General features: G+C 53.1%; 14 protein-coding genes. 9 read left to right on the forward strand and 5 right to left on the reverse strand.

Features of this window, described 5'->3' with window-relative positions:
• Positions 1–14: 14 nt before the first annotated feature.
• From csgE to csgG, 3 genes are read left to right on the forward strand one after another with little or no spacing between them, the layout of a single operon-like run.
• Positions 15–398 (forward strand): curli production assembly/transport protein CsgE, encoded by a 384-nt coding sequence (csgE, locus tag KWG64_RS03180; protein WP_152324480.1) that lies wholly within the window; start codon positions 15–17, stop codon positions 396–398.
• 60 nt (positions 399–458) lie between these two features.
• Positions 459–851: a curli production assembly/transport protein CsgF gene (gene csgF / locus KWG64_RS03185; protein ID WP_152324726.1), complete on the forward strand. Its 393-nt coding sequence runs from the start codon at positions 459–461 to the stop codon at positions 849–851.
• A gap of 32 nt (positions 852–883) precedes the next feature.
• Positions 884–1,717, forward strand: a complete 834-nt coding sequence (csgG, locus tag KWG64_RS03190; RefSeq protein ID WP_152324481.1) for a curli production assembly/transport protein CsgG — start codon at positions 884–886, stop codon at positions 1,715–1,717.
• Between the two features lie 52 nt (positions 1,718–1,769).
• On the opposite strand, the gene KWG64_RS03195 is transcribed toward csgG, so the two are convergent.
• Positions 1,770–2,222 (reverse strand): nuclear transport factor 2 family protein, encoded by a 453-nt coding sequence (locus KWG64_RS03195; RefSeq protein WP_195816241.1) that lies wholly within the window; start codon positions 2,220–2,222, stop codon positions 1,770–1,772.
• Between the two features lie 216 nt (positions 2,223–2,438).
• Here KWG64_RS03195 and KWG64_RS03200 point away from each other — a divergent pair, with 216 nt between their 5' ends.
• Complete coding sequence (locus KWG64_RS03200; protein WP_255562068.1) at positions 2,439–4,214, forward strand: DUF4153 domain-containing protein; 1,776 nt, start codon at positions 2,439–2,441, stop codon at positions 4,212–4,214.
• 61 nt (positions 4,215–4,275) lie between these two features.
• Here KWG64_RS03200 and KWG64_RS03205 read toward each other — a convergent pair whose 3' ends face one another.
• The gene (locus KWG64_RS03205; protein ID WP_195816239.1) at positions 4,276–4,800 is read right to left on the reverse strand and encodes a cytochrome b; all 525 of its coding nucleotides are present in this window, start codon (positions 4,798–4,800) and stop codon (positions 4,276–4,278) included.
• 219 nt (positions 4,801–5,019) lie between these two features.
• Between KWG64_RS03205 and KWG64_RS03210 the strand changes: the two genes are divergently transcribed.
• On the forward strand, positions 5,020–5,646 hold the full coding sequence (locus tag KWG64_RS03210; RefSeq protein ID WP_195824769.1) for a YbhB/YbcL family Raf kinase inhibitor-like protein: 627 nt from the start codon (positions 5,020–5,022) through the stop codon (positions 5,644–5,646).
• Between the two features lie 21 nt (positions 5,647–5,667).
• Entirely contained in the window at positions 5,668–6,510 is an 843-nt protein-coding gene (locus KWG64_RS03215) for an AraC family transcriptional regulator (protein WP_218520893.1), read from the forward strand.
• Positions 6,511–6,603: 93 nt separating this feature from the next.
• Here the strand turns inward: KWG64_RS03215 and alaC are convergent, their stop codons facing one another.
• Entirely contained in the window at positions 6,604–7,848 is a 1,245-nt protein-coding gene (gene alaC, locus KWG64_RS03220) for an alanine transaminase (RefSeq protein WP_218520894.1), read from the reverse strand.
• Between the two features lie 133 nt (positions 7,849–7,981).
• Positions 7,982–8,521 (reverse strand): GNAT family N-acetyltransferase, encoded by a 540-nt coding sequence (locus tag KWG64_RS03225; protein ID WP_218520895.1) that lies wholly within the window; start codon positions 8,519–8,521, stop codon positions 7,982–7,984.
• A 146-nt stretch (positions 8,522–8,667) separates the two neighbouring features.
• On the opposite strand from KWG64_RS03225, the gene KWG64_RS03230 reads away from it, so the two are divergent.
• From KWG64_RS03230 to uraH, 3 genes are all read left to right on the forward strand, one after another.
• On the forward strand, positions 8,668–10,371 hold the full coding sequence (locus KWG64_RS03230; protein ID WP_218520896.1) for a sensor histidine kinase: 1,704 nt from the start codon (positions 8,668–8,670) through the stop codon (positions 10,369–10,371).
• Positions 10,372–10,469: 98 nt separating this feature from the next.
• The gene (locus KWG64_RS03235) at positions 10,470–11,219 is read left to right on the forward strand and encodes a LytTR family DNA-binding domain-containing protein (protein WP_195816233.1); all 750 of its coding nucleotides are present in this window, start codon (positions 10,470–10,472) and stop codon (positions 11,217–11,219) included.
• A 239-nt stretch (positions 11,220–11,458) separates the two neighbouring features.
• Positions 11,459–11,866: a hydroxyisourate hydrolase gene (gene uraH, locus KWG64_RS03240; protein ID WP_218520897.1), complete on the forward strand. Its 408-nt coding sequence runs from the start codon at positions 11,459–11,461 to the stop codon at positions 11,864–11,866.
• A gap of 61 nt (positions 11,867–11,927) precedes the next feature.
• Here uraH and glk read toward each other — a convergent pair whose 3' ends face one another.
• Complete coding sequence (glk, locus tag KWG64_RS03245; RefSeq protein WP_218520898.1) at positions 11,928–12,893, reverse strand: glucokinase; 966 nt, start codon at positions 12,891–12,893, stop codon at positions 11,928–11,930.
• Positions 12,894–13,013 lie beyond the last annotated feature (120 nt).

Consider the following 13,013-nt stretch of genomic DNA (forward strand, 5'->3'; position numbering starts at 1 on the left):
TCATGACTCCTTGTATGAAATCGTTCTGGCTCTGGCTGGCGCTGCTTTGTGCTACCTGCGTGCATGTCCAGGCCGCTGATGTACGGGATCCGGGGTTGATTACCGACCGCACGGTGACGTCGGTGGGCCACGATTTTTACCGTGGTTTTACCGACCGCTGGGATCAGAACTACCCGGAAACGATCACTATTTCAGAAAGACCCAGCGCCCGCTGGGGCAGTTGGATCACCATAAAAATAGGTCAGGACACCTTGTATCAGACTCTGCTGTTTCCGAACCGTCGCAATTTTAATAAGGACATCGATACCGCCATTGCCGGGGTCACGGAAGCCTTATCACGGCGGCAGCTAGACAAAGCACTACTTGGTACCGGGGATCTTGCCCATGACGAATTTTAATGCACAGCCTCTTTTAAGGAGAGCATCGTGAATATTCCAGTCTCTGTCCCGCGTTCGGTGATGCTGCTGGCATTGCTGACGGCGTCCCCGTTGTCCTGGGGCGGCAATATGGTTTTCCAGTTCATCAACCCGAATTTCGGCGGTAACCCGAATAATGGCGCGTTTCTGCTCAATGAGGCGCAGGCGCAAAACTCGTATAAAGACCCCGATGCGTATGATTTCGGCACGTCCAGTACTTCCGCGCTGGATAACTTTACCGCGTCTATCCAGTCGCAATTACTGGGCAGTCTGATGGGTAACGTGAATCAGGGGAAACCGGGGCGGCTGGTGACACAGGACTTTATTGTGGATATCCAGAATACCGACGGGCAGCTGGTGATGAATGTCACCGACCGCAAAACCGGCAAAATTTCCACTATTCAGGTTCAGGGTTTGTCTGCAACGACTAACTGATTCCGATGACCAATAAAAACAGGAACAACATCATGCGCAGCTATTTATTACTCATCGCAGTTTTTGTGCTGAGCGGGTGCCTCACAGCAGCACCGAAAGAAGCCGCCAAACCTACGTTATTGCCGAGAGCACAAAGTTATACGGATCTGACACATCTCCCGTCACCACAAGGGCGAATTTTTGTCTCGGTTTACAATATTCAGGATGAAACGGGCCAGTTCAAACCATATCCGGCAAGTAACTTCTCGACGGCGGTGCCGCAGAGCGCCACGGCGATGCTGGTTTCCGCATTGAAAGATTCGAAATGGTTTATTCCTCTGGAACGTCAGGGCCTGCAAAACCTGCTTAATGAACGCAAAATTATCCGTGCCGCACAGGATAACGGCAGCGTCGCCATCAATAACCAGCGCCCGCTGTCCTCTCTGGTGGCCGCGAATATCCTGATTGAAGGCTCGATCATTGGTTATGAAAGCAATGTGAAATCAGGCGGGATCGGGGCACGTTATTTCGGTATCGGCGCCAGCACGCAATATCAGCTGGATCAGATTGCGGTGAACCTGCGCGCGGTCGACGTCAATACCGGGGAAGTGTTGTCATCAGTAAATACCAGCAAAACGATTCTGTCCTATGAAGTGCAGGCCGGGGTGTTCCGCTTTATCGATTACCAGCGCCTGCTGGAAGGCGAACTCGGTTACACCACCAACGAACCGGTGATGCTGTGCCTGATGTCGGCCATTGAGTCGGGTGTGATTTATCTGGTGAATGACGGTATCGACCGCAATCTGTGGCAGTTGCAGAATCCTTCGGATATCAATTCTCCGATCCTGCAACGCTACAAAAACAGCGTTGTCCCTACCGATTCCTGATGTCGGTGGTTGGCGAAGGGAAGTGGCTGGTTGAAGCCACTTCCCTTCTTTTTTAAGATGCTTCAGCTTTCACTGTCTGCCGGTAATTGCTGACGCGCTTTTTGTCCTCAAGATTAAAGTCCGGATCCAGATAAATACTGACCCGTTTTATCAGCAAATCCTCGAACACAAACACCGTGCAGAAATGATGGCGCCCCGCTTCGGACGTCGGCCAGCGGTCGCCGTTTTGCATCACGCCGCGCATCTGTCCTTCCAGCACAATCGTGTCGCCATCACTCAGAAAGGCGAAAGCATCCTGAATATGCTGAATTTTGTCTATCTCCAGCGCAAAGCGTTTACCCAGTTCTCCCAATGACGATTTACCCTGGGCGGTACCAAATTTCGGGAAGAACAGCACGACGTCTTCGGCAAAGAGATCTAACAATGAAGCATCAGCCTGATCCAGTTTGGCGTAGAAATTCTTAACGATTTCAATGCGTTTTTCTTTCAGTTCGTGTTCAGCCATTTTCACCTCGAAATTCTCCATCCAATATTTAAGCCTAGTGACTGCCGCTGATTTTGCCAGTTATGCGGTGAAGCTCACAAAATTGCCGGCACCGTCCGGAGAAGAGTTTTCTGCACTCAGCCGCGGAATTCTCTACACTGACAAGAATTTTCTGATCATGTCCCCTTACACTTTGGAGAGTCACGGATGCCTCAGTTCAACCGGGCAGGCAGCGCAATGCCCCCTGTTCCTTCGCCCGCACGGGCTTTTATCATGGCGATATGCCTGTTGCAGGGCCTGCTGCTGTATTTCTTTTTCTCTGCCCCTGAAACGCCCGCGCTAATTCGCTTTACGCATAATATCTACGGGCAAACTATGGCACTGGTATTACCGGTGCTGATTTCGCTGTCGGTCACGCGGCTGAAAGACGGCCGGTTCTGGGCAAGCGTTATCGTCTTTACCCTGCTGCTGGCCGGGCTGGCGGCGTGGGCAAAAAGTAATATTTTTGGAAATATGACGGACAGCATTCTTGTTCCGTTCCAGCTGTCACTGGGGTTGCTGACGTTCTTTATTTTGCCGTGGCTTCAGGTTCAGGCTTTCCCGCCGGAGACGCGCTACCGCTACATCCATCTGGCGGCCTGTTACAGCCAGAATATTCTGTGCGTGATGTTAACCGTGTTGCTGATGCTGCTGGCCGTTGCGGTGGTCGCGCTGTGGGCGGCGCTGTTCCGGCTGATTGGCATCGAGTACTTCCACCAGCTGTTTTACGATACGCCGCTGGTCGGCTGGCTGCTTTACGGCGTGCTGCTGGGCATCAGTATTGTCACCTGCCGCACCCAGCCTTCGCTGATGAACACGACGCGCAACATCATCCGTTTTATCCTGAAAGGTCTGTTGCCGCTGGTGGCGTTTATCGCGCTGATTTTCCTGTTTGCGCTGCCGTTTACCGGCCTGAACGCGCTGTCTCAGGCGTGGTCGGCGGCAAGTCTGCTGACCACCATGGCGCTGAGCGTGCTGATCCTGGTGAATGTGGTGCGGGAAACGGACAGTCCGGTGAAGCCGTATCCGCGCGCCATCCGCCTGATGGTCAACGCCGCGATTTTGCTGCTGCCGGTGTATGCCGCGCTGGCGCTGTACGCCACCGGTCTGCGCGTCACGCAGTACGGCTGGACGCCGTCGCGGATCTGGGCGATGCAGATTATTGCCGTCACGCTAATTGCGTCGGTTTGCTACAGTTTTTCCGTTATCGATAAGCGCCCGGACTGGCTGCCGCGCATTACGCAGTTCAACAAACCGCTGTCGCTGCTGGTGGTTTTGCTGGTGATTGCCTGTAACAGTCCGCTGCTGGATCCTTACCGCATCAGCGTGAATAGCCAGATTGCGCGGCTGGACAGCGGGAAAACGCAGGCTAAAGATCTCTCGCTGAATCTGCTGCGTTTCGACACTGGTCGCCGGGGGAATGAGGCGCTGGAGAAGCTCCGGGAGAATCCGGCATTCACCAGCGATCCGCGTTTGCAGGCGTCATTGAAAAACATGCTGGCGCAAACTTCCCGCTGGGGTGCTTACAGCGTTAAAGAGGCTGAGAACGCCGCGAAAAACTACCGCATTGAAGACGCGAAAAAACAGATCCTGCTGGCCAAAGGCGCATCGCAGCCGGATGACTCCTGGTGGAAAAGCCTGCCAGAGCTGGAGAATTACCGCAGTACGCTGCGCGATTGTCTGATTTTAGAAGGCGCATGTATCATCAATACGCTGGATCTGAACAACGATAAGCAGAAAGAAATTTTCTTCTGTAATACGTTTGATGCGCCGTCCATCAACTGCCGGATTTTCGCCCGTCAGGCCGGAAAATGGGCACAAACCGGAGAGCTTTATCTGTATGAAGGGAAGGATAAAGACACGCTGATTCAGGCGCTGCGCAACGGTGAGGTCAGGCCCGTACAACGGAAATTGGCAGACGTGCAGATCGACGGCAAGCGTCGGGTGATCCACTACAACAGCGATAACGACTGATTGATTTCTTCACCGGCAGACGCCCTGCCGGTGAAGCTTCCCGCCTCAGAATTCCCCCGGACTATTTCCCCGGCAACATCCGCGTAAAGGTATCGTCTTTACGAAAATAGTGATGATAAATCGCCGCCACCGCGTGTAAGCCAATCAGGTAATACCCGCAGTTCGCCAGGAATTCATGGGCCGTGCGCACCGTGCGGCGCGCGGAAGGATCCGGCGAGATAAACTGCGGCACCTGCCAGCCAAATAAAACCCAGTCGCGCCCGCCAAATTCCAGCGTCAGCACGCCGAGTACCGGCAGCGAAAGAAACAGCAGATACAAAACACCGTGAACGGCGTGGGACGTCGCAATCTGCCATCGCGGCAGCGGCGGCGTGATGGCCGGTGTGGTATTTCGCGTGCGCAGAAAAATGCGCACCCACATCAGAAGCCAGACACAAATCCCGAAGTTGAAATGCAGCAATCGCACCAGCGGCTGATTATCTTCCGGGAAATAATCACGGGTCAGCATGGCGGCGTAAGTCAGAATAATCATGAGTAACGTCGCCCAGTGCAGGCTTATCTGGGAAAGCGAGTAACGGGTTTTCATAAATCGTTTCCTATCCGGAGATAAGTTTCAGGGAACCATCAGCACGAAAAATGAGTATAGGAAATAAATACGCAGACTTTATGAAGACCGCAGGACTCACCCTTCCGGTCATTATGACGGGAAAAGTGAATAATCTGACGGGATATGTCATTCTGCCGGAAGCACATCGCGATAGAATCTCTCCATACCCCAGTCCAACGACATGCAGAGGATTTTCCAATGAAATTGATCAGTCAGAATTTTGAGAACGGCGCACCGATGCCGGGCGAACTGGCATTTGCCGTTCAGGATGCACAAAACCACCTGGCGCTTTCCTCCAACCGTAACCCGCATTTAGCCTGGAGCGACGTACCGGAAAACACCCGTTCGTTTGCGCTGGTTTGTGTGGATCCGCATGTGCCGAGCCGTCCGGACGACGTCAATCAGGAAGGCAAAGTGGTTTCCGCATCATTGCCGCGTATCGATCTGTTCCACTGGCTGCTGGTGAATATTCCTGCTGATACCCGTGAGATTGCCGAAGGCAGCCACAGCGACAGCGTGACGCCAAAAGGTAAACCGGCGTTGCCCGCTGAAGCCGGAATGCGTCACGGCATCAACGGTTATACCGCGTGGTTTGGCGACGACGAAAATATGGGCGGCGATTATTACGGTTACGACGGTGCCTGCCCGCCGTGGAATGATGAAATTGCGCACGACTACGTGTTTACGCTGTATGCGCTGGATATTCCTTCACTGGAATTGCAGGATAAATTCTACGGCCCGGATGTGCTGGCCGCCATTGAAGGCCACGTTCTGGCGCAGGCCAGCCTGACCGGGACTTACACCTTAAATCCGGACGTGAAGTAAAGCCCGGCGGCAGGAGACACTATGCCCTCTGAAGGTCGCAGCAATGCAGGAAATCTTCTGCCAAACCAACTGCCGGTCATCCACGACCGGCTTTTTTCGCTGGCGCAGCCTTATCTGCAACAGCCGCATCAGGTGTCCAGTTTCCGGTTTTTCGAGCCATCGCTGCTGCGGGTGAATTCCGGGCAACTGACGCTGAGTCATGAGCACGACGCGCCGGTGAAGCTGGGGAACACGCCCCATCTGATGGTGATTTCGCAACATACGCAGGCGCACGTCAGCAAAACCGTCAGTGCGGAAAGCGGGATTTTCTCGTCGCTGTTTCTCGGGTTTTCGCCTGCGCTGATCGCCGGGTTTTACCGCGATAACGCCCCGCTTCTGTCGCCGCTCACGCCGCTTAACGGCTTTCAGATCGTACCGCTGGACGATGAATTACAGGAAACGCTGGATTATTGTCTGCACGGTCTGAAAAATCCGGCCAGCACGGCGGTACAGCAAAACCGTCTGACCGGCGTGCTGATCGCGCTGGCGGAGCGCGGAATTTTATTCATGCCGCGCGCCGGTGAACCGCTGGGCACCCGGCTGACCACGCTGCTGGCTTCCGCGCCGGAATTTGCCTGGACCGCCGCCAGCGCCAGCCAGCAACTGGCCATGAGTGAAGCTACGCTGCGGCGGCGGCTGGTGGAAGAGCAAATCAGCTTCCGGACATTGTTGCAGGATATCCGCATGCATCACGCCATGACCCTGCTGCAAACCACGCGCTGGAGCCTGTCACAAATCGCCGATGCGTGCGGCTATCGCGCCAGTTCGCGGTTTTCCCTGCGTTTTCGCGAGCGGTTTGGCTGTTCACCTGCTGACATCCGTTAAACAAAGAGTCGTGAATAAAAACCAGTGAATAAAAAAAGCCAGTCACCTCAGATGACTGGCTTTGATGTTTTTCGCTTTTAACGCGTCCGAAAATTATTCAGATTCAGCCGGCGGTTCGTTACCGGATTTTTTCGGTGCCAGCAGGCCATCGGCGCGGAACATCGCTTTAATGCCGCGCACCGCCTGACGGATGCGATCCTGATTTTCGATTAACGCGAAACGCACATGGGTATCGCCGTAATCACCGAAACCAATGCCCGGCGACACGCAGACTTTCGCATCCGCCAGCAGGCGTTTGGCGAATTCCAGCGAGCCTAAATGGGCATACGCAGGCGGGATTTTCGCCCAGACGTACATCGAGGCTTTCGGATTTTCCACCATCCAGCCCGCCTCGTGCAGCCCGCGCACCAGCACGTTTCGGCGCTGACGATACTGTTCGGCAATGTCTTTCACGCACTGCTGATCGCCTTCCAGCGCCGCAATCGCCGCCACCTGCAACGGGGTAAATGTGCCGTAATCGTGATAACTCTTGATACGCGCCAGCGCGCTGACCAGCTCAGGATTGCCGACCATAAAGCCGATACGCCAGCCCGCCATGTTGTAGCTTTTGGACAGCGTGAAGAATTCCACCGCGATATCTTTTGCGCCCGGTACCTGCATGATCGACGGCGCTTTCCAGCCGTCATACACGATATCGGCATACGCCAGATCGTGTATCACCAGTACGTTGTATTGTTTTGCCAGCGCCACCACGCGCTCGAAGAAATCCAGTTCCACGCATTGCGCCGTCGGGTTCGACGGGAAACCGAGGATCATCATTTTCGGACGCGGAATGGTTTCGCGAATGGCTTTTTCCAGCTCGGCAAAGAAATCCACACCTTCCGCCAGCGGCACGGAGCGCACCTGCGCACCGGCAATCACTGCGCCGTAGATATGGATCGGATAACTTGGGTTTGGCACCAGAACGGTATCACCGTGATCGAGCGTTGCCAGCATCAGATGCGCCAGCCCTTCTTTCGACCCGATGGTGACGATCGCTTCGCTTTCCGGATCGATTTCAACCTGATAGCGGTCTGCATACCAGCGGGAAATCGCCCGGCGAAGACGCGGAATGCCGCGGGATGTCGAGTAACCGTGCGTGTCTTCACGCTGCGCCACCTGCACCAGTTTTTCCACGATGTGTGGCGGTGTCGGGCCGTCAGGATTCCCCATACTGAAATCGATAATGTCCTCGCCACGATGGCGTGCGGCCATTTTCAGCTCAGCAGTAATGTTGAAAACATAAGGGGGAAGACGATCAATACGCGAAAAACGACGGGGTGAACTGGAATCAGCCATAATTTCCTCTGGGATACGTAAGCGCCCGGACCGTCCGAGCGACGCTGGCCGCGTTGCGGCCTTCAACGAACATATCGCAGAGGAAAAAATCTGTCGAGAGATTGAGCAACATTTTTTTAACTACGGGGATTTATCACTCAGCGCGCGTATCGCTGGCTAGCAGCCCCAGCAGCCAGTCGTTTTTCCATTCGTCGCCAATGCGGTAGCTGTCACGCAGCCGCCCTTCATACTGAAAACCGCATTTCTCCAGCACGCGTCGCGATGCGTCGTTACCTTCCAGCACGTTGGCCTGCAAACGGTGGAATCCGCACTGGTCGAAAGCAAAATTTAACACTTCGCGTAATGACTCGACCGCATAGCCTTTGCGCTGATGTTCCGGTGCCAGAATAAAGCCCACTTCCGCCTGCTGATATGGGCGCCAGTCGGGGAAAAATCCGGTCAGCCCCACCGCCGCGCCGGTTTCTTTTTCGCGGATCAGCAGGCAGAGCCAGAAATCGCAGTAGCGATCCCAGTTGCCAAGACGCTGCTCAAAACGGCTGTGAACCTGCGCGGGCGTTTCGATATCGCCGATAAAACGCATGACTTCCGGCGTCTGGTACAACCGCAAAAAGAACGCCCAGTCGTCAGTCTGGATTGGCTGCATGATAAGCCGCGGCGTTGATAACGAGATCATTTCTGGCTGTTCTCCATTTTTAGTTAGCATTCTGGACCTGAACCGGACCGCATTCCGTCCTTTGGTGGTGAATCTCTGACCTTTTATTTATAATAACGGCTGAATCCATTTGGCACAGATATGTATTACTGTGCAGAGAAATCACCATGCCTCACATGTTTGATATGCTGCTGGCGGTCTTTGACCGTGCGGCGCTGATGCTCATCTGTCTGTTCTTCCTCACGCGTACCCCGCTGTTCCGTAAATTGCTGCACAAAGAAAATGATAACCATACGGCGCTGGAACTGGCGGCGGTGACAGCGATTTTCTCGCTGTTTGCGATTTTCGGCACACTCTCGGGGATTAACGTTGAAGGCTCGCTGATTAACGTGCGGACTATCGCCATTATGTCCGGCGGCATTCTGTTCGGGCCGTGGGTCGGTATTATTACCGGCGTGATTTCGGGTACTCACCGTTTTCTTATCGACATTCACGGGCCGACGTCCATTCCGTGTCTGATCACCAGTATTACCGCCGGTTTTCTTTCTGGCTATATCAATAAAAAAGTCAAAAAAGCGCTGCACTGGAAAGTCGGTATTGTGGCCGGCATGCTGTGCGAAACGCTGACCATGATCCTGATTTTGCTGATGGCCCGCCCGTTTTCACTCGGGCTGGATATCGTGATGAATATCGCCGCGCCGCTGATCCTTGGTGCCAGCTCGATTGGTCTTATCGTGATTCTGGTGCAAAGCGTCGAGGATGAAAAAGAGGTGATTGCCGCCCGGCAGGCGCGGCTGGCGCTGGATATCGCCAATAAAACGCTGCCCTACTTCAGGAATATCAATGCTGAATCGTTAGACAGCATCTGCCGGATTATCCGCGATGATATCGACGCCGATGCCGTCGCCATTACCGATACCAGAAACATTCTTGCGTACGTCGGCACGGGCGCGGAAGAATACAATATCGGCCACGAAGCGCTCAGCGAGATGACCAAGGCCACGCTGGAAAGCGGCCAGATTACCGTCAAAAATAACGACGAGATGCACCGCACGCCACAAATTCACTCGCTGATTATCATCCCGCTGTGGGAAAAAGGCGAAGTGACCGGTTCACTGAAAATCTATTATTGCGATCCGCACCGCATAACCTATTCGCTGAAAGTCATGGCGATCGGGCTTTCGCAAATTATGTCGACGCAGATGGAAGTTTCGCGCACCGAGCAGCTGCGTGAAATGGCGAATAAAGCTGAAATGCGCGCCCTGCAAAGCAAAATTAACCCGCACTTTCTGTTTAATGCGCTGAATGCCATTTCGTCTTCAATCCGTGCCCGCCCTGACGTCGCGCGGCAGCTGATCATCAATCTTTCCCGTTATTTGCGTTATAACCTGGAACTGAATGATGAGCTGATTGATCTGCGCAAGGAACTGCATCAGGTGCAGGATTACATCGCCATCGAGCAGGCGCGGTTTGGCAGCAAGCTGACGGTGATTTATGACATTGATGACGATATTTCGGTGAAAATCCCCAGCCTGCTGATCCAGCCGCTGGTGGAGAATGCTATCGTCCACGGGATCCAGAAGTGCAGCGGGAAAGGTGTGGTGGTGATTTCAGTGAAACATCAGCCCGACGGCGTGGAGGTTTCAGTGAAAGACACCGGCCACGGCATCAATCAGGAAACCATTGACCGCGTTGAGCGCAACGAAATGCCGGGCAATAAAATCGGCCTGCTGAATGTGCATCACCGCGTTTCGTTGTTGTACGGTCAGGGGCTGACAATCCGCCGCCTTGAACCGGGGACGGATATTTCATTTTTAATTACCAGGGCCTCTTCCCCTGTGGCAAATGCCCCTGAGAGCAAAATAGCCTGAAGCGGAAGAACCGTGCAGTCACTGTTCGCTAATTATCATTTTTTTGAAGCATTTAACCTGCCGCCCGCGTTTCGGGCGAATGCATCGGGGAATATTCCATGAAAGCCATTATCGTCGAAGATGAAATACCGGCTCAGGAAGAACTGAGTTATCTGATTAACACGCACAGCAACATCAAAATTGAAGCGATATTCGATGACGGGCTGGATGTGCTGAAATATCTGCAAACCCATGAAGTCGATGCGATTTTCCTCGATATCAGCATTCCTTCGCTCGACGGCGTGTTGCTGGCGCAAAATATCAGTAAGTTTGCGCATAAACCTTACATTGTGTTTATCACCGCCTACAAAGAACACGCCGCGGAAGCCTTTGAAATCGAAGCGTTTGACTACATTCTCAAGCCTTATCACGAATCCCGCATCGTCACGATGCTGCAAAAACTCGAATCGCATTTCCAGCGCGACAGCCAGGATAAGCAGGAAGCTTCCGCGCCCGCGCCGAGTAACGCGCCGCGCGTCAGCCACAGCATTAATCTCATCAAAGATGAGCGCATTATCGTGACGGACATTAACGATATTTATTACGCGGCCGCGCAGGAAAAGGTGACGCAGGTGTATACCCGCAAAGAAGAATTCACCATGCCGATGAATATCACCGAACTGTGCAACCGCCTGCCGGAGGAGCATTTTTTCCGCTGCCACCGTTCGTATTGCGTGAATTTGTCGAAGATCCGCGAGATCGTGCCGTGGTTTAACAACACCTACATTTTGCGGTTAAGTGATCTGGATTTCGAAGTGCCGGTCAGCCGGAGCAAGGTAAAGGAATTCAGGCAGTTAATGCGTTTCTGATGCAGGACAGGGCATTTTTGAGGCGGAAAAAGTGCTCTGTCACTCTCTGAATCTGAATTATTACAAAAATGTCATCAACCCGTCATCTTGGGGTTAGTCAGTAAAAAGTAGACTTTGTTTCGTCAAGGCAGAGGATATTTTGTACTTTCTCATGTCTGTGATGAGGAAAACAAAAAATATAATTCTGCAAAATATTCTGCGTTATTAACAAATAACCTTGAGTTCAAAAGGACGAACATATGTTTAAAAAGAAAATATTACTCGCCGGTATAATCAATGCCCTGTGTCTGACATCTGCTTTTGCAGCAAATCCTCTCAGCGTCCATGTTTTAAACCTGCAAAACGGCCTGCCATCAGAAGGCGTAAGCGTATCTCTCGAGAAGCAGGAAGGTAACAAATGGGTGCAGTTAAGCAGCGGGGTAACTAATGAACAGGGAAGAATTCCTGCACTGTATCCCAATGAAAATGTGATGGAAAAAGGCAATTATAGGGTGACGTTTAAAACCGGAGAATGGTTTGAAAAGCATCATACCGCTTCTTTTTTCCCGGAGATCCCTGTTATTTTTAAAGCGGATGGCTCAGTGCCTCACTATCACATTCCTCTGCTTGTCAGTCCTTACGGTTTCTCGACTTATCGCGGGAATTAATAACAGAAAAGAAATAACGATTATCCAGGCTCTCCCTTCACAAGGGAGAGCCTGGATAGCATTAAATCGTCAAACCAATCGACTGACGAAGATAGGCACCCGCGCCCAGTAATCCCGGCTGATCGTGGGTGATCAGAAACACCGGAATATCCATCAGATAATCTTTGAAACGCCCTTTATCTTCAAACGCTGCACGGAAACCGGAGGCTTTGAAGAATTCCAGGAAGCGCGGCACAATCCCGCCCGCGATATATACCCCGCCAAACGTCCCCATATTCAGCGCCAGATTGCCGCCAAAACGCCCCATGATGACGCAGAATAATGACAGCGCGCGGCGGCAGTCGACGTTTTCGTCCGACAGCGCCAGCTCGGTGACATCTTTAGGTTTGAAGTTTTCCGGCACGCGGTTATCGGATTTCACAATGGCGCGGTACAGATTCACCAGCCCCGGCCCTGACAGAATGCGTTCCGCAGAAACGTGGCCCATTTCGGTGCGCAGCTGTTCCAGAATAATGTCTTCTTCTTCGCTGTTTGGTGCGAAATCAACATGACCGCCCTCGCCCGGCAAACTCACCCACTGTTTGTTGGCGTGGATCAGATGCGCAACCCCCAGACCGGTGCCCGCGCCGTAAATCACCGCCGGTTTGCCGTCCTGCGCTTTTTTGCCGCCAAACTGTAGCAAATCCGCCTCTTTGAGCATCGGGATCGCCATGGAAACGGCGGTGAAATCGTTAATCACTTCCAGATGTTTCAACCCGAGGCTTTTCTTCATTTCCGCAATGGAGAAGGCCCAGGTGTGGTTTGTCATCGCAACCCAGTCGCCGGTAATCGGGCAGGCAATCGCGATACATGCATCCTCAACTTCCTGCTGCTGCTGCGAAAGATACTCACGAACCGTGGCTTCGAGGCTGTCATATTCCAGCCCGGAGAAGGTCTTCGACTGAGAAATCTCACCGCTGTCCAAAGCGCAAAGCGCCAGGCGGCAGTTGGTGCCCCCGACATCGCCCACCAGGGAGTATTTGGTCATGTTATTCTCCACAAAAGTAAATTCGTTATGCTGCGCACCCGCGCAAAAGCTGCTGTGCTAAAGAGTACGCTGCCGGGCGCGCTGATGTAAGCTGCACATCACTTAACGACCGGCGAAAGC

The organism is Rahnella sp. PD12R (assembly GCF_019200965.1).
Taxonomy (GTDB): Bacteria; Pseudomonadota; Gammaproteobacteria; order Enterobacterales; family Enterobacteriaceae; genus Rahnella; species Rahnella laticis.